The organism is Plantactinospora sp. WMMB334 (assembly GCF_049179095.1).
Classification (GTDB): Bacteria; Actinomycetota; Actinomycetes; order Mycobacteriales; family Micromonosporaceae; genus Plantactinospora.
The window spans coordinates 5,346,615-5,369,908 of the sequence record NZ_JBMHME010000002.1; the positions used below are offsets into that span (position 1 = coordinate 5,346,615).

The 23,294-nt window shown below is 72.3% G+C and carries 22 protein-coding genes and 1 riboswitch; of the genes, 9 read left to right on the forward strand and 13 right to left on the reverse strand.

Annotated elements, in window-relative coordinates; genetic code table 11:
* Window positions 1-22: 22 nt before the first annotated feature.
* Window positions 23-493 (forward strand): ATP-binding protein, encoded by a 471-nt coding sequence (locus ACN27G_RS22830; protein WP_421494810.1) that lies wholly within the window; start codon window positions 23-25, stop codon window positions 491-493.
* Window positions 494-604: 111 nt separating this feature from the next.
* On the opposite strand, the gene ACN27G_RS22835 is transcribed toward ACN27G_RS22830, so the two are convergent.
* Together ACN27G_RS22835 and ACN27G_RS22840 are read right to left on the reverse strand one after the other, a co-directional pair.
* Window positions 605-1,945, reverse strand: a complete 1,341-nt coding sequence (locus ACN27G_RS22835) for an extracellular solute-binding protein (protein WP_421494811.1) — start codon at window positions 1,943-1,945, stop codon at window positions 605-607.
* A 104-nt stretch (window positions 1,946-2,049) separates the two neighbouring features.
* Complete coding sequence (locus tag ACN27G_RS22840) at window positions 2,050-2,976, reverse strand: SMP-30/gluconolactonase/LRE family protein (RefSeq protein WP_421494812.1); 927 nt, start codon at window positions 2,974-2,976, stop codon at window positions 2,050-2,052.
* Between the two features lie 287 nt (window positions 2,977-3,263).
* On the opposite strand from ACN27G_RS22840, the gene ACN27G_RS22845 reads away from it, so the two are divergent.
* From ACN27G_RS22845 to ACN27G_RS22860, 4 genes are read left to right on the forward strand one after another with little or no spacing between them, the layout of a single operon-like run.
* Entirely contained in the window at window positions 3,264-3,434 is a 171-nt protein-coding gene (locus ACN27G_RS22845; RefSeq protein WP_421494813.1) for a hypothetical protein, read from the forward strand.
* A gap of 54 nt (window positions 3,435-3,488) precedes the next feature.
* A complete protein-coding gene (locus tag ACN27G_RS22850) occupies window positions 3,489-4,727 on the forward strand; it encodes an FxsB family cyclophane-forming radical SAM/SPASM peptide maturase (protein ID WP_421494814.1) in 1,239 nt (412 codons plus the stop codon).
* The gene (locus ACN27G_RS22855) at window positions 4,724-6,547 is read left to right on the forward strand and encodes an HEXXH motif domain-containing protein (RefSeq protein WP_421494815.1); all 1,824 of its coding nucleotides are present in this window, start codon (window positions 4,724-4,726) and stop codon (window positions 6,545-6,547) included. The genes ACN27G_RS22850 and ACN27G_RS22855 overlap by 4 nt, the downstream gene beginning before the upstream one ends.
* Window positions 6,548-6,554: 7 nt before the next feature.
* Window positions 6,555-7,802 carry an MFS transporter gene (locus tag ACN27G_RS22860; RefSeq protein ID WP_421494816.1) on the forward strand — a complete coding sequence of 416 codons (1,248 nt, stop codon included), beginning with the start codon at window positions 6,555-6,557 and terminating at the stop codon, window positions 7,800-7,802.
* 149 nt (window positions 7,803-7,951) lie between these two features.
* On the opposite strand, the gene ACN27G_RS22865 is transcribed toward ACN27G_RS22860, so the two are convergent.
* The 4 genes from ACN27G_RS22865 to ACN27G_RS22880 all read right to left on the reverse strand — a co-directional run bounded on the left by ACN27G_RS22865 (window position 7,952) and on the right by ACN27G_RS22880 (window position 11,925).
* Window positions 7,952-8,764, reverse strand: coding sequence for a hypothetical protein (locus ACN27G_RS22865; protein ID WP_421494817.1), 813 nt, complete (start codon window positions 8,762-8,764; stop codon window positions 7,952-7,954).
* Between the two features lie 77 nt (window positions 8,765-8,841).
* The gene (locus ACN27G_RS22870; RefSeq protein WP_421494818.1) at window positions 8,842-9,369 is read right to left on the reverse strand and encodes an O-acetyl-ADP-ribose deacetylase; all 528 of its coding nucleotides are present in this window, start codon (window positions 9,367-9,369) and stop codon (window positions 8,842-8,844) included.
* Between the two features lie 127 nt (window positions 9,370-9,496).
* Entirely contained in the window at window positions 9,497-10,510 is a 1,014-nt protein-coding gene (locus ACN27G_RS22875; RefSeq protein ID WP_421494819.1) for a coiled-coil domain-containing protein, read from the reverse strand.
* A gap of 3 nt (window positions 10,511-10,513) precedes the next feature.
* Window positions 10,514-10,647: riboswitch (cyclic di-AMP (ydaO/yuaA leader) on the reverse strand.
* A 249-nt stretch (window positions 10,648-10,896) separates the two neighbouring features.
* The gene (locus ACN27G_RS22880) at window positions 10,897-11,925 is read right to left on the reverse strand and encodes an SDR family oxidoreductase (RefSeq protein ID WP_421494820.1); all 1,029 of its coding nucleotides are present in this window, start codon (window positions 11,923-11,925) and stop codon (window positions 10,897-10,899) included.
* Window positions 11,926-12,174: 249 nt separating this feature from the next.
* Between ACN27G_RS22880 and ACN27G_RS22885 the strand changes: the two genes are divergently transcribed.
* Window positions 12,175-12,954: a polysaccharide deacetylase family protein gene (locus tag ACN27G_RS22885; RefSeq protein ID WP_421494821.1), complete on the forward strand. Its 780-nt coding sequence runs from the start codon at window positions 12,175-12,177 to the stop codon at window positions 12,952-12,954.
* A 24-nt stretch (window positions 12,955-12,978) separates the two neighbouring features.
* Here the strand turns inward: ACN27G_RS22885 and ACN27G_RS22890 are convergent, their stop codons facing one another.
* Complete coding sequence (locus ACN27G_RS22890; protein ID WP_421494822.1) at window positions 12,979-14,100, reverse strand: glycosyltransferase family 2 protein; 1,122 nt, start codon at window positions 14,098-14,100, stop codon at window positions 12,979-12,981.
* Between the two features lie 104 nt (window positions 14,101-14,204).
* Complete coding sequence (locus ACN27G_RS22895; protein ID WP_421494823.1) at window positions 14,205-14,750, reverse strand: hypothetical protein; 546 nt, start codon at window positions 14,748-14,750, stop codon at window positions 14,205-14,207.
* Window positions 14,751-14,858: 108 nt separating this feature from the next.
* On the opposite strand from ACN27G_RS22895, the gene ACN27G_RS22900 reads away from it, so the two are divergent.
* Both ACN27G_RS22900 and ACN27G_RS22905 read left to right on the forward strand, forming a co-directional pair.
* Window positions 14,859-16,148, forward strand: a complete 1,290-nt coding sequence (locus tag ACN27G_RS22900; RefSeq protein WP_421494824.1) for a GNAT family N-acetyltransferase — start codon at window positions 14,859-14,861, stop codon at window positions 16,146-16,148.
* A gap of 201 nt (window positions 16,149-16,349) precedes the next feature.
* On the forward strand, window positions 16,350-16,664 hold the full coding sequence (locus ACN27G_RS22905; RefSeq protein WP_421494825.1) for a hypothetical protein: 315 nt from the start codon (window positions 16,350-16,352) through the stop codon (window positions 16,662-16,664).
* A gap of 59 nt (window positions 16,665-16,723) precedes the next feature.
* Here the strand turns inward: ACN27G_RS22905 and ACN27G_RS22910 are convergent, their stop codons facing one another.
* From ACN27G_RS22910 to ACN27G_RS22920, 3 genes are all read right to left on the reverse strand, one after another.
* Window positions 16,724-17,200 carry a ribose-5-phosphate isomerase gene (locus ACN27G_RS22910; protein ID WP_421494826.1) on the reverse strand — a complete coding sequence of 159 codons (477 nt, stop codon included), beginning with the start codon at window positions 17,198-17,200 and terminating at the stop codon, window positions 16,724-16,726.
* A gap of 77 nt (window positions 17,201-17,277) precedes the next feature.
* On the reverse strand, window positions 17,278-18,603 hold the full coding sequence (locus ACN27G_RS22915) for a DUF1015 family protein (RefSeq protein WP_421494827.1): 1,326 nt from the start codon (window positions 18,601-18,603) through the stop codon (window positions 17,278-17,280).
* Between the two features lie 124 nt (window positions 18,604-18,727).
* Window positions 18,728-19,357, reverse strand: coding sequence for a disulfide bond formation protein DsbA (locus ACN27G_RS22920; RefSeq protein WP_421494828.1), 630 nt, complete (start codon window positions 19,355-19,357; stop codon window positions 18,728-18,730).
* A gap of 219 nt (window positions 19,358-19,576) precedes the next feature.
* Here ACN27G_RS22920 and pepN point away from each other — a divergent pair, with 219 nt between their 5' ends.
* The gene (pepN, locus tag ACN27G_RS22925) at window positions 19,577-22,129 is read left to right on the forward strand and encodes an aminopeptidase N (protein WP_421497423.1); all 2,553 of its coding nucleotides are present in this window, start codon (window positions 19,577-19,579) and stop codon (window positions 22,127-22,129) included.
* A 111-nt stretch (window positions 22,130-22,240) separates the two neighbouring features.
* Here the strand turns inward: pepN and ACN27G_RS22930 are convergent, their stop codons facing one another.
* Together ACN27G_RS22930 and ACN27G_RS22935 are read right to left on the reverse strand one after the other, a co-directional pair.
* On the reverse strand, window positions 22,241-22,429 hold the full coding sequence (locus ACN27G_RS22930; protein WP_421494829.1) for a DUF397 domain-containing protein: 189 nt from the start codon (window positions 22,427-22,429) through the stop codon (window positions 22,241-22,243).
* Window positions 22,419-23,201 carry a helix-turn-helix domain-containing protein gene (locus ACN27G_RS22935; protein ID WP_421494830.1) on the reverse strand — a complete coding sequence of 261 codons (783 nt, stop codon included), beginning with the start codon at window positions 23,199-23,201 and terminating at the stop codon, window positions 22,419-22,421. Before ACN27G_RS22935 ends, ACN27G_RS22930 begins: the two co-directional genes overlap by 11 nt.
* Between the last annotated feature and the right edge of the window lie 93 nt (window positions 23,202-23,294).

Sequence of the window (23,294 nt, forward strand, 5' to 3'; positions counted from 1 at the left end):
CCGCGGTGATCTTGGAGGCGCCATGACTGACGGTCCGTTGCCGGATCAACGGACGGAGACGCAGCATGGCCCTCTGCTGCTCCATGCCGACTTCGACGGTGAGAGAGTTACCGAGATACGCCGGATGCTGACCGACTGCCTCCGGGCGGCCGGGCTCACCGGCGAGCGGCTGGACGACTTCGTGACCGCGGTCAACGAGGCGATGACCAACGCGATCCGGCACGGCGGCGGACGGGGCGAGATGCGGCTCTGGCGGAGAGGGCATCTCGTCTGCGAGGTCCGCGACCGGGGGCCGGGCTTTGCCGACCCGCTGCCGCATCTGCCCAGCAGCCGCCCCCGGCCCTCCGCCAACGGCGGGATGGGACTCTGGCTGGCCCGGGAACTCGCCGACACGGTCGAGCTGCACAGCAGTGCCGACGGCGTCCGGGTGCGGCTGAGCATGGCCGTGCCTCCGGCCGTCCCGCACGGCGACCTGACGGGCGGCGCCAGCTAGCCGCTCTCCGCCTCCCGATGGCACTGCCGGTCCGTCCGGTGCGGACGGGCCGACCGCGGCTCACTTCACCGCGCTCGCCGTCAGCCCCTGCGCCGGGAAGCGTCGCAGCGTTCAGCCACCGGTGCCCATCTCCTGTTGGGCCTTGCTGAGCGCCGCCATGATCTCCGGCTCGCCGACCGGCTGCCCACTGGCGACCTTGGCGAAGAGGTCCCGGACAGCGCCGCCCACGGTGGTCTCGTACCGGCCTTCCTCGGGCACCTGCGGCAGCGGCGCGGCGGTGTCCGCCAGTACGTCCCGGAAGACCCTCATCAGCGGGGTCTGGAAGGCCGGGTCGGAGTAGGCGTCCTTGACCACCGGCAGCGACCCGAACGCCTTGTTGAGGATCTGCTGCTCCTCGCTGCTGGTCAGGAACTTCACCAGCTCGAGGGCGCCGGCCCGGTTGTCGGTCTCCTTGAAGACCGAGACGTTGATCCCGGCGACGTGGCTGTTCACCCGGCGGCCGCCCGGCGGTAGCGGGTCGGCGATCGGGATCGGCGCCACGCCGTACTCCTCGGGCTTCATCCCGGCGGCGGCGAGCACCCCCACCGCGTTGTTCTGCCCGAGCAGCATCGCCGCCCTACCCTTGGCGAAGTCGCCGATCGGCTGGTCGGCGGTGCTGTACCCGGCGTTGCTCGGGTTGACGATCTTGTGAGTGGCCATGAGGTCGACGTACTGCTGCAGCGCCATCAGCAGGTGGTGAGTGGTGAACTGCGGCTTGCCGGTGGTGTCGAAGACCTCCACCCCGTGCTGCTGGCCGAGGACGAAGGCGTGCTGGGCGTTCGCCCGGGGGCTGGCACCCTCGATCGCCAGCCCCCACTGGCCGTCTCTGGTGAGCTTCCTGCCGACCTCGACGAACTCGGTCCAGTTCTCCGGCGGGCTGTCGATGCCCGCCTCGGCGAAGAGCCGCTTGTGATAGAAGAGCCCGTGCGCGAGCCCGTAGAGCGGCATCGAGGTCGGCGGCTGCCCGGCCGCGCCGGTCGCCGAGAAGCTCGGCCCGAGGAACCGCTCGGGACCGCCGAGCGTCTGCAGCTCGGCCGCCTCGAACGGCAGGAAGGCCCCGGTCGCCTGCAACGAGGCGGACCAGGCGTTGTCGATGTTGAGCACGTCGGGGCCCTGCCCGGAGGTGGTGGCGGCGAGGATCCGGTTGAGCAGGTCCGGCCAGCCGATCACCTCGAGGTCGACCGTGATCCCGGTCCGCCGCTCGAACTTGTCGAGCTCCGGCCGCAGGACCTTCCGGTCCTCCTCCAGGCTGGCGCCCTGGTTGCTGGCCCAGTAGGTGAGGGTCTTCCCGTCACCATCACCGTCACCGCCGCCGCCGTCATCGTCGCCGCAGCCGGCCAGCGGTATCAGCAACAGCGCGGCAAACGCGGTCGCACCGGCCGCCCGGACCCGGCCGACCTTCCGAAAACGCATGTCAACCCCCAGGACACCATCGTCGAGGTGACCCGGGCGAGCCACCCGGTCACCATCGACCAATGGAAATCCATACATCGAAGGCTGTCAAACCCCGAATGCTCTCACGGCTTGCGGACGGCCACCGCCGTGTACGGGGTCTCGGGCGTCGGCGGGGTGCTGAAGCGCGCGTTCGGCAGGTAGAGCCGGTTGCCGTACGAGGCGACGGTGGTCGGGACGTCGAACCGGGGGTCGGTGAGCCGATCGACGATCCGCCCCGAGCGGCCGTCCCGGGACAGCCGCAGCACCGCCACCGTGTTGAGCTGGTTGAGCACCGCGTAGAGGGTGCGCCCCTCGAGCAGCAGCCCGTCCCCGTTGGTCAGCAGTTCCCCGCCCAGGTCGACCTGCCGGGTCACCCCCGAGCGCGGGTCGACGTGGAACAGCAGGCCGGTGCTGGACTGCACCACCAGCAGCGCCCGGCCGTCCGGTGTCCGGCAGATGCCGTTGGCGTTGAATCCGGTGGTGTAGGCCATCTCCCCGGTCAGCGGCAACCGCCGCACCTCGGCACGCCGGCCGGTCGGTACGACGTAGAGCACCGGGTTCGTCGAGTCGGTGAAGTACGCCGCGTGCGGCGTCAGGACCACGTCGTTGACGAAGCTCGGCTCGGTGGTGAAGCTGAGATCGGCGAGCAGCCGGCCACTCCAGGCGTCCACGATCCGACCGGTGCCGGCGGTGCCGCCCGCGACGAAGAGCCGGCCCCGATCGTCCAGTTTGAGCCCGATCGAGGGGAAACCCTCCCCCGGCCCCCGACTGATCACCCGTCCCTCGCCGGTAGCCAGGTTCGCCCGGTAGATCGACCCGTCGGCCCGGGAGCCGAAGTACGCGAACGGCAGCGCGCCGATGGTGATCCCTTCCGGCATCCAGCCGTCGGGCAGGTCGAGGGTGCTGGGGAACGGCTTCCGGGACGGGTGTGCGCCCGCCTTCTCCGGGGTGCCGACCGCGGCGGCGACCCCCAGCGCGGCGAGGCCGGTCAGGACATTACGTCGGATCATGAAAGATCTCCATCCGTACTCCTGGAACACTCTTCGTGCCGGAGCACGCACGCGGGCGTCGACGGGTTCACTCAGCAGCCCGCTGCCATCGCGACGGCCACCGCCACCGCCACCGTCACGTGTGACAGAGCCATGACAAATCGATGATCGTTAGCGTTACCGTGATCGCCACTCGTACGAGATGTTCATCGGCACCCGGGGCAGCGGCTACGGCGAATCCGGATCGCCCTCCGGCTCCTGCCGTCGGGTCCGAGACACCCACGGTTGTACGAAGGGATGTGGAGAAAATGACTCCACCGCACGATTCCGCTCACCACGAGACCCCCGAGTTCGCCATCCCGTCGCTCGCCCGACTGAGCGAGGGCGACAACCCGGTCCTGAGCCGGACCCTGGAGCGCGCCCTGGACGACGACGGCGACGAAGGCAAGAACTCGGCCGCCTTCGCCTCCTTCATCTAGGCCCCGCCAGGCAGCCGATGGTCGTCACGTCGACGGGGTTGTGAAGGAGTTGCAATGAGCGTAGACCTCGGAATGCCGTCGACCCGCGGCCATCGGCTCTGGCCCGACGACGTCCTCGACGTCGACGGGTTGCGGGCAACCGGGTGGCGGCCCCGTCCCATCCGCCAGTACATCCTCAAGATCAACAGTAGGTGCAACCTCGCGTGCGACTACTGCTACGTCTACGGCATGGCCGACCAGAGCTGGCGCGACCAGCCGGTGAGGATGGCCGCGGCGGTGGTCGGGGCGGCCTCCCGGCGCATAGCCGAACATGCCCGACGGCACCGGCTCTCCGCCGTGCAGGTCGTCCTGCACGGCGGGGAGCCGCTGCTCGCCGGCCCCGAGCCCGTCCGCGAGATCGTCTCGACGGTACGGAGCACCGTCGGCGCGCAGACGGCGGTCCACTTCGGGCTGCAGACCAACGGAGTCCTGCTGGACGGCCCGTTCCTGGCGGTGCTGGCGGAGCTGGACGTGGCGGTGGCCGTCAGCATCGACGGTGGTCCCGCCGCCAACGACTCCCATCGGCGGTATGCCAACGGAAAGGGCAGCTACGCACAGGTGGCCCGCGCCCTGCACCTGCTCCGGCACGACTACCGGCAGCTGTACTCGGGGCTGCTCTGCACCATCGACATCGCCAACGATCCGATCGCCACCTACGAGGCGCTGCTGGAGTTCGCGCCGCCCTCCGTCGACTTTCTGCTGCCGCACGCGAACTGGGGCACCCCACCGGCCCGGCGCGGGGCGGCCGGCGGCACCGAGTACGCGGACTGGCTGTCCACCATCTTCGACCGCTGGTACGCCTCGGGCGGCCGGGAGACGCGCGTCCGCTACTTCGAGGAGATCATGGCGACGATGTTCGGCGCACCGAGCAGGACCGAGATGATCGGTCTGTCGCCGGTGGCGTTGGTGGTCGTGGAGACCGACGGGACGCTGCAACAGGTCGACACCCTCAAGTCGACGGCGCAGGGGGCGGCGAGGACCGGCCTGAACGTCTTCGACGACTCGATGGACGACGTCCTCGGGCATCCGTCGATCGCGGCCCGGCAGCTCGGTCACGCCGGGCTCTCGGGCACCTGTCAGAGCTGCGCCGTGCACCGCATCTGCGGCGGCGGCTACTACCCGCACCGCTACGATCCGGGCAACGGCTTCCTCAACCCCTCGGTCTACTGCGCCGACCTGAAGAAGCTGATCACCCACATCAGGGACACCGTGGCCCGCGACCTCGACACCCCTCCGCCGGGAGCAGCCCGATGACCGGCATGCCGAAGCTCTCCGACGCGCAGGTGGCCGAGCTCGCCGTCGGTGGCGCGACGGCCGGCACCGTCGCCGTACTCCGCGCCGGCCAGGCGGTCAAGACCACCCTGCGGCTGCACCGGCTGCTGACGTCGATCGACGAACGCCATCCCGGCAGCCGGCTGGCGGCCCTGGCCCGGCACCAGTTCGACGCGCTCGCCGACGTCCAGCGCTCCGCCCCGGAGACGGTCCTGGAGCTGCTGACCCATCCGCACGTCGGCGCGTGGGCCGCCCGGTGCCTGCGACGGGTCCGGCAGGGTGCGCCGGCCGACGACGAACTGACCGCCGAGGTCGGCCACCTCGCCGCCGTGGCGGGCGCGGCCGCGATCCGCGCCGGACAGGAGCTGACGATCCCGGTCCCGTCGCGACACGGGTGCGTCGCGCTGCCCTCGCTCGGCGTGGCGCGCGTCGCCGACGCCCCCGACCGCGGTTGGGCGACCCTGGTCTGCGCCGCCGGCGAGGGCGAGGTGGCCGGCGGCGGTACCCCGGTGGCGCTTCCGGCGGATCCGCGAGCCGACGGTCCGGGCTGGACGCCGATCCGCGTACTGCGCAGCGAGGGTCCCGTGCCGCTGGAGGTCCACCTCGACGACCTGGACCCGTTCCGCGACTGCGGGCACCTGCCGGTCGCGGCACGGCTCCGGGCCGAGGAGGCCGAGCGGTTCGCGGTGGCGTTCGACGAGGGCTGGCGGCTGCTCTGCCGGGACCATCCCCGGTACGCCCCGGGACTGGCGGCCGGCCTGCGCTCCCTGGTCCCGATGCGGGACGATCCCCGGCGGCGCAGCTCGGCGGTGACCTCGATGGACGCGTTCGGAGCGGTGGCGCTGACCACCCCGCGTGACGCTCCCGGGCTCGCACTCACGCTCGTCCACGAGTTCCAGCACGGCAAGCTGGGCGCCCTGCTCGACCTGCTACCCCTCTACGAACCCGACGACCGGCCACGCTACTTCGCGCCCTGGCGCGACGACCCCCGGCCGTTCGGCGCCCTGCTACAGGGCATCTACGCCCATCTCGGCGTCACCGACTTCTGGCGGGTCCGGCGCCATCGCGACGACGACCCGGCCGCGCTGGCACACGTGGAGTTCGCCCACTGGCGGGACCAGACCATCGAGGCGACCGCGACCGCCCGCGCCGACGGCCCGCTGACCGAGGCGGGCGGGCGCTTTCTCGCCCTCCTCGACGGGGAGCTCCGGCGGTGGGCGTCGGAGCCGGTCCCACCGGCTCCGCTACGGCTCGCCGAGGCCGCCACCACGGACCGCCGGATCGGCTGGCGGCTCCTGTGGCAGCCCGCTCCCGACGACGTGGACCCGCTGGCCCGGTCCTGGGTCGCCGGCGAGGCCGCACCCCCGGCAGCCGGCGCCGTACGGATCAGCCTGCCCCCTCGGGCCGCGACGCACCGCAGCAACCCCCGTCTCACCCTGCTCTACCTGCTGCTGGCCGAGCCCGGTCGGACGGAGCGGCTCGGCGACGACCCCCAGCGACTGGCGCGGGAGGTGCCCGGCGCCAACCCGGCCGACCTGTGCTACCTGCTGGACCGGCACGAGACCGCGGTGACGGAATACCTGCGCCAGATCGCCGCCGACGGCGGCACCGACTCCGCGTGGAGCGGCCTCGCCCTGGCCTACCGGGAGCAGGCCCCCGCGACGGAGGCCAGCGAGATGCTGATGCAGCATCCGGAACTGGTACGCGCCGTCCACCGACGCGTCGACGAACTCTCCGGCCACCGCCCCGACCCGGTGACGCTGGCCGCCTGGCTGCGGCCCGTCCGCACCACCAGCGGGTGACGCCGTCGTGGTCGCCACCGCTACCGGCGCGCCGGAGCAGGACGAACCAGCCCGCTACCGTGACATCTTCGCGGTGCCGGAGTTCCGGCTGCTGGCCGCCGGGTCGGCGCTGCAACTGACCTTTTCCATGGTGGTCACGCTGACCCTGTCGGTGGTGGTCTACCGGGAGACCCGGTCTCCGCTGCTGGCGGCGCTGGCACTGGCCGCCGGCTTCCTCCCGCATCTCGTGGGCGCGACGTTCCTGCTCGCCATCGCCGACCGGGCCCGCCCGCGCCGGGCCCTGGTCCTGCTGGAACTGCTCCGCGCGGCGGTCGCCGTCGTGCTGGCCCTCGGATACCTACCGGTCTGGGCGATGCTGCTGCTCGTCCTCACCGCCAACGTGCTGGCGCCGGTCAACACGGCGGTCCGGTCGGCGCTCCTGCCCGACCTGCTCGACGGGGACGCGTACGTGCTGGGCAGGTCGGTGATGAACATGATCGCGTCGAGCGCCCAGATCGCCGGGGCGGCCCTCGGCGGCCTGGCGCTCGCCACGGTCGGTCCGAACGGCGCGTTCGTGGCGGTGGCGGCCGGCTGCACGGTCACCGCGGCGGCGTACCGGTTCGGCCTGGCCGAACGGCCGCCCCGGGGACGCGACCAGGGCTCGACCATCCGGCAGACCTGGTCCGTCAACCGGTGGCTACTGCGCAGCCGGACGACCCGGGGACTGCTGCTGGTGCAGTGGCTGCCGCTGGTGCTGGTGGCCGGCGCGGAGGCGCTCTTCGTCCCATACTCCGCCGGCTGGAACGTCCCGTCCGCCGCCGGCCTGCTCTTCGGGGCGGCGGCCGGCGGGATGCTGCTCGGCGACATCGCCGTCGCCCGCTTCCTCGGCCCCCGCAGACGCGAGCAGCTCGCCCTCGCCCTGGCGCTGCTGCTGACCGTCCCGTACCTGGCCTTCGTCCTCCAGCCTGGCCTCTGGCTCAGCGTCGCCGTGGCCGGTTTCGCCAACATCGGCGCCGCCTACCAACTCGGGGTGCAGCGGCGTTTCCTCGACGCCGTCCCGGAGTCCATGCGGGGGCAGGCCCTGGGCCTGGTCCCCACCGGCATCATGGCCATCCAGGGCGTCACCTTCACCCTGGCCGGCTGGCTCGCGCAGCGGTGGAGCCCGCACGTGGTCATGCTCGGCTTCGCGGCCCTCGCCGTCGTCTCGACGCTGGCGCTGGCCGCTCATCTGCTGCCCGATCCGTGGCGTCGCCGGGAGGTCGTGCGACCCGGGTGACGGCCGGCCCCGCCCGCCGCCGACCGAGGTTGCGGGAGGACGCCATGATCGCAGGGGACGGCACTGGCATCGCCGCTTAAGGAGGCATGGATGGTCCTCACCGCTCAGCCCCGACCGCGCCCCCTGCCGAAGCGGGATCGGTCGGGGCCTCAGCTGCGCTTTCGGGGCCCGGTGTCGCCCGTCTCCACCCCGCCGCCGCTCGGTCGCGCCGCGAGGCTGGCGTGCAGCCGGTCCAACTCCGTGGCGGTGCCGATCCCGGCGCGGAACCGGGGATGTGCGACGTACTCGCGGATCGCCGCGGCGAGGAAGTCGGGTTGCACGTTCAGCAGTCCGACCGGTAGCTCCGTGCCACGGGGTGAGCCCGGCCCCGGATGCCAGTCCCGGCGGTGGAGGATGATGCGCGGGCTGACCGGCGCCGGTGCCGGCGGACCATCCGGTGCCAACTCCTCCCAGGCGATGGTGGTGCGCCCCCGCACCCCCCGCAGGGCGATCCCGCCCGGTTCCAGCGCGATGCTCGCCTGCCGGAGAAACGGCATCGCCACCGCCATCCCGAGGACGACGGCGAAGAGCATCGCGTGATAGGTCTCGGACGGCCAGTCGTGGAAGCCCGGCCCCTCCCGGTCGGGCCAGCGGTCCAGCACGACGAGACCTCCGGCGAACCAGAGCATCGCGATCGCCAGCACCCCCTGCGAGCGGGGAAAGGCACCGGCGACGAACCGGCGCGCCGTGGCGTCGACCGTGAACGTGGCGGGACGCAGTTGCGGCGGGGCAACGGTCCGCGCGAAGACGACGAGCGGCACGACCACGCTCGCCACCAGCGCCAGCACGTGGATCAGCAGTCCCAGCTCGGGGGGCTCGATCCGGTCGGTGACCGGTTCCACCCACCGGGTCACCGCGAGCCGGCTCAGGAAGGCGGCGATGCCGAGCGCCAGGGCGGCGCCCCGGACAAGGCTGAACGGCATGCTGCCAGCGTAGCGAGGCCGCTCAATGCCGCCGGCCGCGCCGGTGGGCTCCCGGAACTCGGGCTGCGGCTGGACCATCAGCCGGTCGAGGCGTTCGTCTCCGGCGGGTCGAGCGCCGCCCGCAGCAGCGTCAGGGTCGTCTCGTCGAAGGCGACCAACCTGATCCGCTCCACCTGCGACGGGGTGGAGCGGAGCGTCCCGACCGCGATCCGGGCCGCCCGGTCGGCGGGAAAGCCGTAGACCCCGGTGGCGATGGCCGGGAAGGCGACGCTTCGCGCGCCCAGCTCATCGGCGACCGCCAGGCAGCGGCGATAGCAGGAGGCGAGCACCTCGGCCTCGCCGTACCCGCCACCCCGCCAGACGGGTCCGACGGTGTGGATGACGTGCCGGACGGGCGGGTCGAGGTCGAAGGCGGGCGTCGCCATCGCCTCGCCCGGCGGGCAGGGGGCGATCGCCCCGCCCGCCTCGGCCAGCCGGGGCCCGGCGGCACGGTGGATCGCACCGTCCACACCACCGCCGCCGAGCAGCGACTCGTTGGCGGCGGTGACGATCGCGTCCACCTGCTCCCGGGTGATGTCGCCCCGGACGACGTCGATGACGGCCATCCGCCGATCATGCCAGCCGAGCCGCGCCGCTGTCCCCGGCACCCGGCCGGCCCCGCGCGCCGATCGCCCCGCCACCCGGTGCCCGGGTGACGGGGCGATCGTTCGGAGGTCGGGTGCGACCGCCCGGCTACAGCATCGACACGTGCACGTGGTCGGTGTGGTCGCTCGGGCCGCTGTACGATCTCCAGCCCTCGCCCGGGAACCAGATCTCCCTGTACCAGATCACGTAGAGGATCCCGAGCCGGTCCGAGTTGCGGATCAGGAACGCGGCGAGGTCGTTGCCGTACTTCATCTGGTCGTCGTTGGCGGCCCGGCTGAACCCGGAGTTGCGCAACGACCAGTCACACGCCCGTCCCTTGGGGTGCTCGAAGGGCCCGCCCGGACGGAAGCAGCCGACGAACCTCTTGAAGCCGGCGCGACGTACCTCGTTGTACATGTGCAGGGTCCGGGCGGTGATGCAGCCGCCGGTGGTGGGATCGTCCTTGTTGCACGGCAGCGACGGGAAGCCGTCGTCCATCCCCGGCCCGGGTCGGGCGACCGGAGAAGTGGCCTCCACCAGCCCCTTGTCCGGACGCGACCTGCCACCCACCAGGGCGAGGGCCTTCTGCGCGTCCGTCTGCTGCTTCTTGATGACCTTTTCCTGGGCGGCCTGCTTGGCGACCTCGTCGTCGATGGCCTTCTTGGCCGCGCCGACCTGCTCACGCGCCTCGTTCAGCGACCGGAGCTTGCTGTTGTTGAACAGGTTCAGCTCGTTGAGCGCCGACATCCGCTCGATGAACGAGTCGGTCTCGCCGGCGTTGCCGTTGCCCAACAGCATCGAGATCGCGCTGAGCTTGCCGCTGCGGTAGGACGCGGCCGCGATCTCGCTCGCCTCCGGTGCGAGTGCCGCCAGCCTGGCCTCCGCCTGCCGCAGCTGGGTGCCGAGCTGGGCCTGCCGCTTCTTGGACTTGGCGAGCTCGGCCTTTGCCTCCGCGAGTCGCTTGCCGGCACTGGCGAGCACGTCGCCGAGGAGCGGCGAGTCGGCCTCCTCCTGCGGGGCCGGCTTCGGCGCCGCCGACGCCTCCGACGGGACCACGACCAGTGCTGCGGCGGTGAGCAGTGCCAGGGCAGTCGCCAGCCTTCGGCGTAGGGGTGCCCTCACATGTATCCCTTCCGTCGGCCGCCGACCGGGTTAGCTGACGGGTTCGGGATGGAAGTGGTCCCTACCGCTCTCGCGGATTCACCCCAGGGGTGCGTGGGTCCCCGGCTCGCCGTGCGGCGATTAGGCGGCGATCAGCGCCGGCACCATGCGGTATCCGGCGACTCTGAACGGCAGACAGCATACCCGGTTCCACTTCCGAAATGGCAAGACCAGATTTCCGGTAATAGCGTTGCCGGACAACGACTATCAGTAATCGTGGCGCCTCGGAGGCATCGAAGGGCATCCTTCGTCCGCAGTTATCGACAATCTGCTGTCGGCTATTCACCAACCGCGTAACCTGCGGCGGTGCGAACAGCCGTCCAGGTTGGCCGGTGGTGGTTGCCCGGCTACCGCCGGCGCCAGGGCGCTGTGCCGAAGAGCACACCGGCAACCGCACCCGCCGACAGCAGCCCGGCGGTCAGCACCCTCCGGTGCCGGGACAGCCACAGTTGCGGGCTACGCCCCCGCGACCGCGCGTCGAACGAGCCGTGCGCGCCCTGGTCCGCCTCGCCGCCGTCGTCGACCGGGTGCCAGAGGTTGGTCGGGCGGTCCGGGTCGGTCGGCTGGTCCGTCTGCTGACTGGCGTAGCCGGTCCGGGCCAGGTAGCGGTCGAGCAGCCCGGGTACGAACCGGTTGCCGAGGATGGTGCCGACGGTCGAGGCGCCGACCCAGTACTCCCGCCGCTCCGGATGGTCGGCGGCGTACACGATCGCCCTGGCCGCGACCTCGGGCTGGTAGATCGGTGGCACCGGCTGGGCACGGTTGCGCAGCCGGGACAGCACCCAGTCGAACTGCGGGGTGTTCACCGCCGGCAGCTGCACCATGGTGACCCGCACCGGGCTCCGGTCGTGCAGCAGCTCGCAGCGCAACGACTCGGTGAAACCGACGATGGCGTGCTTCGCCCCGCAGTACGCCGACTGGAGCGGGATCGACCGGTAGGCCAGCGCCGAACCGACCTGGACGATGGTGCCCGTTCCGCGGGGCAGCATCCGGTCGAGTGCGACCCGGGTGCCGTAGACGTAGCCGAGATAGCAGACCTCGGTCACCCGGCGGAACTCCTCCGGGCCGATCTCCTCGAACGGCGCGAAGACCGAGGTGAAGGCGTCGTTGATCCAGAGGTCGATCGGCCCGAGTTCGCTTGTCGCCCGCTCCGCAGCCGCCTCCACCTGGGAGTGCTCCGACACGTCCGTCTCGATCGGCAGCGCGACGCCGCCGTTGGCGCGCACATCCTCGGCCACGGCGTGCAGGCCGGTCTCGCCGCGGGCCAGCAGCGCCAGCCGCATCCCCCGGCGGGCCAGTAACCGGGCCGTCGCCCGGCCCACCCCGGCACTCGCTCCGGTGACCACCGCCACTCGTGCCGCAGGTCGCCCGCGCATCCGTCTCCTCCGTCCTCCGGCCCTCGGCGGGCCGGATCTCGCCGGTGTCGACGGCGCCGGCTACCCCGGCCCGGGCTCCGGCAAACCTCGGCCGACGACCTGCGGCACACCGGACCGGACGGCGGGCGAGCCACGGACCGACGGGCGAGCCACGGACCGACGGGCGATCGGGGCCACCCGTCCGGGTGAGGATGAACGCCGGCCGCCCGGGTAACCGCAGCCGCGATGGTGTGGCGGGTGGAGGAACGGGTGCGTGCCAGCACGGTACCGGCGACGACCGTCGGTGCCGCGCTGGCCGCCCAGGTGGTGCCGGCGGTGACGGTGCTGCCCGGCGTACGGCTGCGGTTCTTTCCCCGGCTGAGCGGGCGCGGCGCCCCCGGCCACGTCGCACTCACCTTCGACGACGGCCCCGACCCGGTCTCCACCCCGCTCTTCGTCGAGGCCCTCGCCGCGCACCGGATCCGCGCGACGTTCTTTCTGCTCGGCTCCATGCTGGCCCGTGCGCCGGAACTCGGCCTGGATATCGCCGCCGCCGGGCACGAGGTGGCGGTGCACGGCTGGGGACACCGCAACCTCCTGCTGCGCGGCCCGCGCGCCACCTACCGCGACCTGGCGCGGACCCACGAGCTGATCGGCGCGGTGACCGGCCGGGTTCCCCGGTTCTTCCGGCCGCCGTACGGGGTGCTCAGCGCCGCCGCGCTGGTCGCCGCCCGCCGGCTGGGCCTGACCCCGGTGCTCTGGACCTGTTGGGGGCGGGACTGGACCCGGTCGGCGACCCGCGCCTCGGTGCTCGACACCCTGCTGGACGGGCTGGGCGGAGGCGGCACGGTGTTGCTGCACGACTCCGACTGCACCTCGGCGCCGGGTGCCTGGCGGGCCAGTCTCGCCGCGCTGCCGTACCTGCTCGACGAGTGCCTGCACCGGGGTTGGCAGGTCGGCCCGCTCGGCGAACACGGCCGGGCCGGACCCGGCCGACCCGGGCCGGTCGCGGTGCGGCGGCGATCGGTCCACCGGCCGGTTCACCACTGACGAACCGGCCCGGCATGCTCGCGGTCAGCCCAGCCGGTCGGTCAGCTTCCCGGAGACCGTACCCGCGGCCCGGCTGCCGGGCACGGTCGGCGCCGCGCCGGGCGGGCCGGCGGTGTGCTGCGCCCCAACCCGCGGATGCCGGACCCGGGCGACCACGCCGAGGTGCGCCCGACGGGCGACCTGGAGCGCGGCGAAGAGCCCGTAGGCGCCGCGACCGAGCAACCGGTGCTTGACCCCGAGCGTGCCACCCGGCGGCTGGTAGCCGGCCGGGGGCAGGTGCGCCCGGTACCGGGTGACGATCTCGGCGAAGAACTCCCGACGCCGCTCCGGCGGCACCCGGCGGGGATGCCCGAGGACCTGCAACAGGTGCCAGATCATCCGCTGGAAGATCAGGTGACGCAGGTCGGCCGGCACCTCCGGATCGGCGTCCAGGCCGGCCAGGACCCGGTCCCAGTGCGCGAAGACCTCGAAGTGCCGTCCACTGACCGTGGCGGTGATCGCCCCCTCCGCACGCTGCCGGTACGCGTAGCAGCAGCGGTCGAGCAGCGTGATCCGCCCGGCGGCGAGCATCAGCGGGAAACTGAACGAGACGTCCTCGTACCAGCCCGGACCGAAGGGTAGGTCCAGGTCGACGAGGAACCGGCGCCGGATCACCTTGTTGCAGGTGATGTGCAGCACCGAGAGCAGGGCGGGCCGCTCCCGCAGGGTGAACGTCTCCGGTGCCGGGCGGCCGGCGGCGACCTGGGCGAGCGACAGGTGCCGGGTGCCGCCGCCCGGGTAGTGCCGGGTGTAGGCGGTGACCAGCAGGTCCGGCCGGGTCCGGGTGAGCCGGTCGGCGACGGCGGCGAGGCTTCCCTCCGGCAGCCAGTCGTCGCCGTCGACGAACCACACGTACTCGCCGGTGGCCCGGGCCAGGCCGGTGTTGCGGGCCGCACCGAGCCCCTGGTTGCGGTCGAGGGTGACCACGACCAGCCGAGGGTCGCGGGCGGCGTACCGGGCCAGGACCGCGGCGCAGCCGTCGGTCGAGGCGTCGTCCACCGCCACCAGCTCCAGATCACGGAAGGACTGGCCGAGGATGGAGTCCAGGCAGTCGGCCAGGTACTCCCGTACCTGGTAGACCGGGACGATCACGCTGAGCAGAGTCACCGTGGGCAACCTCCGGGGAGGACGGAGCCCGAATATAGCGCCCAGTAATCAGAAGGCGCGCAGACAGTAACTGTCGAGTGACCAAATTGTGACTTGTCGCCCGCTCAGAGGCTCGCCACCCAGTTCCAGAGGTCGACGACCCACTCCGTCTGGCGCAGGTACGCCACCCCGACCCCGGCCAGGAACAGCCCTGTCACCAGGTGTGCCCCCCGGGCGCTGCGGCGGATCCGTCCGAACTGCCGCTCCCAGATCACCCGCCCGACCAACCGGGCCAGCGCGAAGAGGCCGACCGCGACGAAGAGGGTCAGCACGAAGGTGACCACCGGGCTCGTCAGGTCGCCCCGCGCCGAGATCGCCCAGATCCCCCAGCAGACGAAGGCGAAGAGACCACCCATCACGCTCCAGTGGCGTCCGATGCGGAGCTGCCGCCAGTGGTAGCCCGGCGGGAGCTGCTCCCGCTCCGGCTCGGCCGCCGGCCAGCCGGTGCCGGTCGGCTCGTGCGGCGCCTCCGGCCCGGTACCCGACCGGGGCACCCCGACCTGTGCCACGCCCCGCCGGAAGCCCTCCGGCACCGGCGGCGTAGCGGGGTGCTGCGCGTCGGGCGGCATCTCGACGGTCCGCTCGGCCCACGGTTGCGTCTGGTCTGCCATCTGTCGTAGTCCTCCCCATCGCGCGGGCCCGGAACCCGTCCCGGTTCCGAGGGTAGCCAGCCGGTTAAACCATTCGCCGGGGCACCGGCGATCGACTAGACAGGGGCGATGACCGACACCGGACCCCCGTCATCGCCGGCGATCGAGGTCGGCACCGCGGCCGACTGGGACGGCACCGCCGCGCTGCTGAACACCGCCTTCCACAGTTTCCCGGACGACCCGGCGGCGGCGGAGGCGACCCGGGCCGTCGGCGAACCCGACCGGTCCCTGCTGGTCCGCTCCGGGGAGTCCGTGGTGGCGCACGCGGCGGCGTTCACCCGGGAGCTGACCGTGCCGGGTGCGGTGGTGCCGGCGGCGCACGTCACCCGGGTCGCGGTGGCGGCCACCCATCGGCGGCAGGGGCTGCTCAGCCAGCTGATGCGGCGACAGTTGCGCGACATCCTGACCACCGGTGACGAGCCCGTCGCGGTGCTCTGGGCCAGCGAGAGTCCGATCTATCCCCGGTTCGGCTACGGGCAGGCATCACAGCGGTTGCAGCTTGACGTCCACACCGCCGAGCTGCGCCTGGTCGAGCCCGACGGCACCGGGCAGGCCCATCCGGGCACCGGACGCGCCGCCACGCCACCGATCACGCTCCGCACCGGCGACCCCGTCGCCCTGCAACCCGTCCTGGCCGCCCTCTGGGACCGGCTCCGCCCCGAGCGGCCGGGCTGGTCCAGCCGGCCCGATCCGTGGTGGCGGTACATCCTGGCCGAGGGCGGCACCGAGCGATCCGGCGGTGCCACGCCCCGGTTCGCCGTACTCGCCGAGACGGCCGACGGACCGGTCGGCTACGCCCTCTGGCGCAGCCGCGCCGGCTGGGACGAGCGTGGTCCGAGGGCGGCGGTGACCCTCGACGAGCTGGTGGCCGCCGACCCGGCGGCGTACGCGACGCTGTGGCGGTTCCTGCTCAACATCGATCTGACCCGGCACCTCTCCTATCTCTTCGCCGCCGTCGACGAGCCGTTGCAGCACCTGGTCGACGAGCCGCGCCAGCTCGGCGCCGTGCTCGCGCCCGGCCTCTGGATCCGGATCGTCGACCTGCCGGCGGCACTCGCCGCCCGCAGCTACGCCGCCGATGTCGACGTGGTGCTGGAGGTCAGCGACCCGCTGCTGCCGGAGAACGCGGGGCGGTGGCGGTTGACGGTTGCCGGCGGGACGGCCCGATGCCGGCGTACCGACGACCCCGTCGAGCTGGCCTGCGACGTACGCGATCTCGGTGCCGCCTACCTCGGAGGTCCGTCCCTGGCGGCGCTGGGCATGGCGGGCCGGGTCCGGGAACTTCGCCCCGGCGCCCTGGCCCGGACGTCCGCCGCGTTCGGCTGGCACCGCGCGCCCGCCGGTCTGGCGATCTTCTGAGCCGCTCCTGAGCCGGAGGCCACGCGCTTCCGAGCCGCGAGCCGCGCGCCCGTGGGCGACCAGCGGCAGGCTGACGCGCCGCTGCCGAAGGTCCGGCGAGCGGGCCGCGACCGAAGGTCCGGCGAGCGGGCCGCGACCGAAGGCCCGGCGAGCGGGAAGGAGTAGGGTCGGGCGCGTGGCCGAACGCAGTGAGGAGGCGCCGTGACCGACCCGGAGCGCCGACGGCGGCGGCTGCGCCACGATCCGTCGGGCGGTCCCGGCGACCGGGCCGGCGAGGCGCGGCGCGGCGCCGACCCGGGCACCGGACCGGGCACGTCCGGGGAGGAGCGGGACGCGGAACGCGGCCTGCGCGGGCTGATCGGCTCGGGCGCCTCCCAGGTGAGCGTCGCCGCGGCGATGCGTGCCCGGGACGCGGCCCGGCCGACCGATGCCGATCTCGCCGAGGCGGCCGAACGGCTGGTGCTGATCCGGCGTAACTGGGTGCCCCGCGACGAACTGCCGCGCGGCGGTCGCTGAGCGCCCGCCCGACCGCCACGTCGGCGGAGCGTCGTGACGACGCGGCGGGTGGCGGGCCGTTACGACGCGGCCGGCAGCGCCGGCAGGGCGCCCGAGCGTTCGTACTCGGCGACCTGCCCGATCCGCCGGGCGTGCCGCCCGTTGCCGGAGAACGGCGTCGTGAGGAAGGCTTCCACGATCGCCGTCGCCTCGTCCAGGGTGTGCTGCCGGGCGCCGACCGCGACCACGTTCGCATCGTTGTGCTGCCGCGCGAGCTGGGCGGTCTCGACGTTCCAGGCGAGCGCGGCGCGCACCCCGACGACCTTGTTGGCGGCGATCTGCTCGCCGTTGCCCGAACCGCCGATCACCACACCGAGGCTGCCCGGGTCGGCCACCACCCGGGCACCGCTGTGCAGGCAGAAGACCGGGTAGTCGTCGTCCGGGTCGAAGAGGAACGGCCCGACGTCGACCAGTTCGTAGCCCTGCTTGGCAAGGTGGTTCGCCAGGTGCACCTTGAGTTCGTAGCCGGCGTGGTCGGATCCCAGATAGACGCGCATACCGGGCAGTCTCTCAGCCCGCCACGGCGGTCCGCGCGCAGGCACGGGCCAGCGCCGAACGGATCACAGCGGAGCCCTCACTCCGGGGTGGTGCCCCGGTCCAGCTCGGCCAGGACCAGCCCGGCCCGGGCCTTCGGGGTGAACCAGGTGCTCTTGCGGGGCATCTTCTGCCGGGCAAGGTTGACCGCGACGAAGTCCTGCACGGTCACCGGAGCGATCAGGATCGCCAGCTCCGCCCGGCCCGCGTCGACCTCGCCGACCAGCCAGCTCGCCGGGTAGTCGCCGCCGACGTACGTGATCCGCTTGTCGCCGGGGTCGAGCCCGAGCGCGTCCCGCAGCAGCACCCGCTCGACGAGTGCGTGGTCGAGGTTCTCCACCCCGCCGCCGGAGCCGGCGGGAAGGGTGACCGCGTAGGTCGTGCCGGCCGTGTAGAGCTGGATCGTGCCGCCGGCGGCCGGCACCGCCGCCGGGCCCGGCACCGGCTCGATCCGGGCGCCGGCAGCGCGGAGCCGGTCGACCAGCTCCTCCGGGGTACTGGTCAGCTCGCTGACCAGTCGGTTGTAGGGCTGGATCGCCACCGAGGCGGGGGTGGTGACCACGGCGAGAAACCGGGGTAGCCCGCCGGTCTGCGCGGCCAGGCTGCGGTGGTTGCCGTCGGCGACGACCAGCTCGCCGGCACCGGCGAGCGCCAGCAGCTCGCTCTGGCGCGCTCCCGGCCCGAGCAGCCAGATCGCGTGGGTGCGTCCCGCCTGGTCGATGTCGGTCGCGGCGGGCGCGCCGGCCGTGTCGGTGGCCTCGGCGAGCGCCCGGTGCAGCGCCTCGCCGGCGTTGCCCCCCGGCTCGGCACCGCTCCCGCCGGCACCGCTCCCGCCGGCACCGGCACCCGGGGTGCCGCTCCCGCCGACGCCGTCACCTCCGGCCGAGCCGCCGGACCGGTTGCCGGTCTGGAGCAGCAGCACCGGCGAGAGGAGGTGACCGGTCGCCTCGGCCAGCGCCACCCGCTCCCGCACCTTGGCGATGAAGACGTCCTCGTTGCGGATCACCAGCCCGGGCTCGTCCGCGCTGGTGGAGATCTGGTCGGTGTCGACCATCGCGAACATCCCGTAACCGGGCTCCTCACCCGGCGCGCTGATCCGGTAGAGCACCACGACCTGCTCGGCCGGGGTGTAGCTGCCGTCGGCCCGCGCCCGCGCCAGCCGGGCGACGGCGTCGGACAGGGCGTCCGTGAACGACCTCCCGAGGCTCTCCGGCGCCCGGTGCGGCATCTCGATCGCGAGTGCGCTGGATGGGTTGTCCCGGATGATCGCCGTGATCTCCGCGTCGTCGGCGAACTCGTCGTAGTTCTGCGCGCCGGTGCCGCCAGTGGTGACCCAGGCTCGGGTGATCGGATGCACGACCGTCATGTGCCGGAACGCTACCGGCGGCGGCGGAACCGGCGTGCGGACACCCCGACCCTGTCCACCCCGTGGGCGCCCCGGCCGGCGACACGCCACCGTCGCCGCCCGGGGGATGCCGTGCGGATGCGCCTCAGTCGAAGCTCGGCCGCTCGTTGCGGGTCCGCTTCAACTCGTAGAAGCCGGGAGTGCCGGCGACCAGCAGTACGCCGTCCCAGAGCCGGCCGGCCGCCTCTCCCTTCGGAGCCGGGGTGATCACCGGGCCGAAGAACGCGACGGTCTCTCCCGGCACCGGGCCGGGGGCGTGGATCACCGGCGTGCCGACGTCCTGACCCACCGGCTTCATCCCGGCGTCGTGACTGGCCCGCAGCGCCTCGTCGTACCCGGTGGAGCCGGCGACGTCGGCCAGTGCCGGGTCCAGGCCGGCATCGGCCAGCGCCGCACGGTACAGCTCCGGGCCCCGCTCCTCCCTGTCGATGTGGATCCGGTTGCCGAGCGCGGTGTAGAGCCTGCCGACGGCCGCGGAGCCGTACCGCTGCTCGACGGCGACGCAGACCCGGACCGGGCCCCACTTGCTTTCCGGCCCGTCCTGGTCGCCGTCGGAGCGGCCGTCCCGGCCCGCGTTGAGCACGACGAGACTCATCACCCGGAACCGGATGTCGACCGGACGGACCCGTTCCACCTCCAGCAGCCATCGCGAGGTGATCCAGGCCCACGGGCAGACCGGGTCGAAGAACATGTCAACGGATGCGCGCTCGGACAAGGCACGGCTCCCTTCGCCGTCGGAGAGGTCGGGACCTGCGGCACCGTTACAGATCTTCCCCCCGACGGCCGTTTGTCGACAGCGGGGATGAGACCGTGATGTGGAGCACCGGTGCCCGGACCGCCGGCATGAAACACTCGACGTCGAGCCGTGGGGATGGCTTGACGCTGTCAACGGGGACAGCCAGCGGGAAGATGGATGGAGATTCACGTGCCAGGAGTGCGTAACCTGACCCAGGTCGAGGCCACCGAGCGGGGCCGCCTGCTCGACGTCACCGGCTACGACATCCGCCTGGACCTGTCGTCTGCGGGGCAGGGCGCGCAGAGCCGCACCTTCCGTTCGACGACCGAGGTCCGGTTCCGGTGCGCCGAGCCCGGTGCCCACACCTTCATCGAGGTGGCGGCCGATTCGGTACGCGGCGCGACGCTCAACGGCGCGCCCGTCGACCTGTCCGGCTGGTCCGCCGAGGCCGGACTCGCGCTTACCGGTCTGGCCGCCGAGAACACCCTGGTCGTGGACGCAAACTTCCTCTTCTCCTCCAGCGGGCAAGGGCTGCACCGCAGCGTCGACCCGGTCGACGGCGAGACCTATCTCTACAGCCAGTTCGAGACCGCCGACGCGCAGCGGGTCTTCGCCTGCTTCGACCAGCCCGACCTGAAGAGCGTCTTCACCTGGCACGCCACCGTGCCGGCACACTGGCGGGTGATCTCCAACATGCCGGTAGGCGCCGAGGAGCCGGCCGGCGCGGAGAGCAAAACGGTCCACTTCGCCGAATCGGCCCGGATGAGCAGCTACGTCACCGCGCTCTGCGCCGGTCCCTACCACGAGGTGCGCTACCGCCACGACGGCATCGACCTCGGCTACTTCTGCCGGACCAGCATGGCGCGGCACCTCGACTCCGACGAGCTGAACCTGATCACCACCCAGGGCTTCGACTTCTTCCACGAGCAGTTCGGCGTCCGCTACCCGCTGCCAAAGTACGACCAGGTGTGGGTGCCCGACTTCAACGCGGGTGCGATGGAGAACTTCGGCTGCGTCACGCACGCCGAGGCGCACTACCTGTTCCGGTCCCAGGTGACCGACTTCGAGTACGAGCAGCGGGCCAACACGGTCCTGCACGAACTGGCGCACATGTGGTTCGGCGACCTGGTCACCATGCGCTGGTGGAACGACCTGTGGCTCAACGAGTCCTTCGCCGAGTGGGCCAGCCACTGGGCCAACACCAACGCCACCCGCTTCTCCGACGCCTGGACGACCTTCCTCTCCGTCCGCAAGAACTGGGGCTACCGGCAGGACCAGCTCTCCTCCACCCATCCGGTCTACTGCGAGATTCCGGACCTGGAGGCCGTCGAGGTCAACTTCGACGGCATCACGTACGCCAAGGGCGCCAGCGTGCTCAAGCAGCTCGTCGCGTACGTCGGGGAGGGGCCGTTCCGGCAGGGGCTGCGCAGCTACTTCGACAGGTACGCCTGGAGCAACGCCACCTTCGACGACCTGCTCAGCGAGCTGGAGGCCGCCTCCGGCCGGGAACTGCGCAAGTTCGCGGCCGAGTGGCTGGAGACCTCCCAGGTCAACACGCTGCGTCCCGAGGTGTCGATCGGGCCGGACGGCACGTACCAATCGGTGGCGGTGCGGCAGGAGGCGCCGGCCGAGCACCCGACGTTGCGTACCCACCGGATCGGGGTCGGCCTCTACGACCTGACCGACGGCCGGCTGGTCCGGCGGGACCGGATCGAGGTCGACGTGGCCGGCGAGCGGATCGAGCTGCCACAGCTCGCCGGCGTGGCCGCCCCGGACGTGCTGCTACTCAACGACGACGACCTGACCTACGCCAAGCTCCGGCTGGACGACCGCTCGATGGCGACGGTGGTACGCCACATCGCCGCGATCGAGTCGTCGCTGGCCCGGGGTCTCTGCTGGGCCGCGGCCTGGGACATGGCCCGGGACGCCGAGCTGGCCGCCCGGGACTACGTGGCGCTGGGGTTGGCCGGGCTCCCCGCCGAGACCGACATCAACCTGGTCACCGCGACGCTGCGCCAGGTCTCCGCCACCCTCGTCTCGTACGCCACGCCGGAGTGGGCACCGACCGGCTGGGCCCAGCTCGCCCGTACCGCCGCGACCGCGCTGCGCGCCGCCGAGCCGGGCAGCGGGCTGCAACTCGCCTGGGCCCGCACCTACGCCTCGGCGGCACGCACCGAGGAGGAGCTGGCCGTGCTGCGGGGCTGGTTGGACGGCGTCGAGGTGCCGGCCGGGCTGACCGTCGACACCGAGCTGCGCTGGACCGTGCTCCGCGCCCTGGTGGCCAACGGTGCGGCGGGTGCCGCCGAGATCGACGCGGAGCTGGCCGCCGACCGGACGTCGGGCGGTGAGCGGGAGGCCGCGCTCGCCCGCGCGCTGGTGCCGACGGCCGAGAACAAGGCCACGGTGTGGCGCGGCCTGACCGGCGACGAGGTGCTGCCGAACTGGCGGCACCGGGCGCTGCTGCAGGGCTTCCAGCACCCGGCGCAGGTCGAGCTGACCGCACCGTACGCCGAGCGGTTCTTCCAGGTCGTCGACCAGGTCTGGGCGAGCCGGGACAGCGAGCCGGCGCAGGAGTTCGTCATGCTCGCCTACCCGGCGTACCAGATCAACGAGGAGACGATCCGGGCCACCGACGCCTGGCTGGCGCAGCCGGGGCATCCGGCGCCGCTGCGCCGGCTGGTCGCCGAGGGCCGGGACGGAGTCGTGCGCGCGCTCAAGGCCCGCGCCAAGGACGGCGTCTCACCGGCCTGACCACGCCACCGAACCGACCGCCGCCGGGCGCCGGATTCGTTTCCGGCGCCCGGCGCCGTCGTTGGCCGAAAGAGCATCCGGGTACTCGCCAGCGCGGCGACGGGACCCGCGTCAGCTGTGCGACTTCGCCAGGTTGACGAAGCCGCGCCACGCCTGCGACCCGAAGGTCAGCATCCCGCCGTCCCGATTCTTGCTGTCCCGAACAAGTACCCGGCCAGGAAGATTGTCGGCAACCTCAACGCAGTTGCCAGACGACCCGTTGGATCGGGTGCTCTTCCGCCAAACTGGTTCATTGCTCATTGATAATCCTCAGCATCATGTCTCGGGTCTGGTCGGCAGTCAGCGCCAGCTCGTTCACTGCCTCCCAGACTAGTTCCAGCTCGAGCACGTCACCAGGGGTGGTCGCTACCCTCCCTTGTAGCAGGTCGTCGAGGTAGCCGACCCGCCGTCCGTCGGGCATCGTGGCAAGCGCGAGTGATCCCCCCAGCCCGGCATGGATGCCGGCCGTGTCCGGCACGACCCGGATCCGGACGGTAGGCCGGTGGCCGATGTCCACCAGATGCTCCAGTTGAGCCTTGAGGATTTCGGGCGGTCCACGGTGCAACGCGGATTCCTCGACCATCACAGCCATCTCTACCGGCGGCTTGCGGTCCAGCACGGCCGCTTGACGACTGCAACGGGTCGCAACTACCTCATCAAGCCGGCCGATGTTGGATGGGACAGCGGCAAACACGAGCCGCATGTATTCCTCGGTCTGGAGTAGTCCGGGAATCAGCGTCGGCTCCCACGCGCGCAACAGAACAGCTCGACGCTCATGTTCGACCCACGGGCGCAGCCACGGACGCAGGTCTTCGTGGGCCGTCTTCGCCAGCCCTTGAATCTCGCTGCCGGTGCCGAACACATTGTCAAGGCGCTCTGCCGTGCCTTCCTGCGGAATCAGCTTCCCCGCCTCGAAATACTGGACGGAGGATTTCGAGACACCGATCGCGACGGCAAGCCTGTCCTGAGACGGCTTCCGCTCGGTGCGCAGTTCCCGAATGCGGGCCGGCAGTGACGCCGATGGGCCACTCATACATATCACCCCGGTTGGTCAGTAGCGATGTCGCCATCAGCAGGCGGTCAATGCGTTCATCTTCCGTGATCAGGCCGTCACGGTCCAGGGTGG

Bases quoted from the DNA above. Each gene is read 5' to 3' on its own strand.
- ACN27G_RS22830 (WP_421494810.1), top strand. From the start codon at position 23: ATGACTGACGGTCCGTTGCCGGATCAACGGACGGAGACGCAGCATGGC.
- ACN27G_RS22835 (WP_421494811.1), bottom strand. From the start codon at position 1,945: ATGCGTTTTCGGAAGGTCGGCCGGGTCCGGGCGGCCGGTGCGACCGCG.
- ACN27G_RS22840 (WP_421494812.1), bottom strand. From the start codon at position 2,976: ATGATCCGACGTAATGTCCTGACCGGCCTCGCCGCGCTGGGGGTCGCC.
- ACN27G_RS22845 (WP_421494813.1), top strand. From the start codon at position 3,264: ATGACTCCACCGCACGATTCCGCTCACCACGAGACCCCCGAGTTCGCC.
- ACN27G_RS22850 (WP_421494814.1), top strand. From the start codon at position 3,489: ATGAGCGTAGACCTCGGAATGCCGTCGACCCGCGGCCATCGGCTCTGG.
- ACN27G_RS22855 (WP_421494815.1), top strand. From the start codon at position 4,724: ATGACCGGCATGCCGAAGCTCTCCGACGCGCAGGTGGCCGAGCTCGCC.
- ACN27G_RS22865 (WP_421494817.1), bottom strand. From the start codon at position 8,764: ATGCCGTTCAGCCTTGTCCGGGGCGCCGCCCTGGCGCTCGGCATCGCC.
- ACN27G_RS22870 (WP_421494818.1), bottom strand. From the start codon at position 9,369: ATGGCCGTCATCGACGTCGTCCGGGGCGACATCACCCGGGAGCAGGTG.
- ACN27G_RS22880 (WP_421494820.1), bottom strand. From the start codon at position 11,925: ATGCGCGGGCGACCTGCGGCACGAGTGGCGGTGGTCACCGGAGCGAGT.
- ACN27G_RS22895 (WP_421494823.1), bottom strand. From the start codon at position 14,750: ATGGCAGACCAGACGCAACCGTGGGCCGAGCGGACCGTCGAGATGCCG.
- ACN27G_RS22900 (WP_421494824.1), top strand. From the start codon at position 14,859: ATGACCGACACCGGACCCCCGTCATCGCCGGCGATCGAGGTCGGCACC.
- ACN27G_RS22910 (WP_421494826.1), bottom strand. From the start codon at position 17,200: ATGCGCGTCTATCTGGGATCCGACCACGCCGGCTACGAACTCAAGGTG.
- ACN27G_RS22915 (WP_421494827.1), bottom strand. From the start codon at position 18,603: ATGACGGTCGTGCATCCGATCACCCGAGCCTGGGTCACCACTGGCGGC.
- ACN27G_RS22930 (WP_421494829.1), bottom strand. From the start codon at position 22,429: ATGAGCAATGAACCAGTTTGGCGGAAGAGCACCCGATCCAACGGGTCG.
- ACN27G_RS22935 (WP_421494830.1), bottom strand. From the start codon at position 23,201: ATGAGTGGCCCATCGGCGTCACTGCCGGCCCGCATTCGGGAACTGCGC.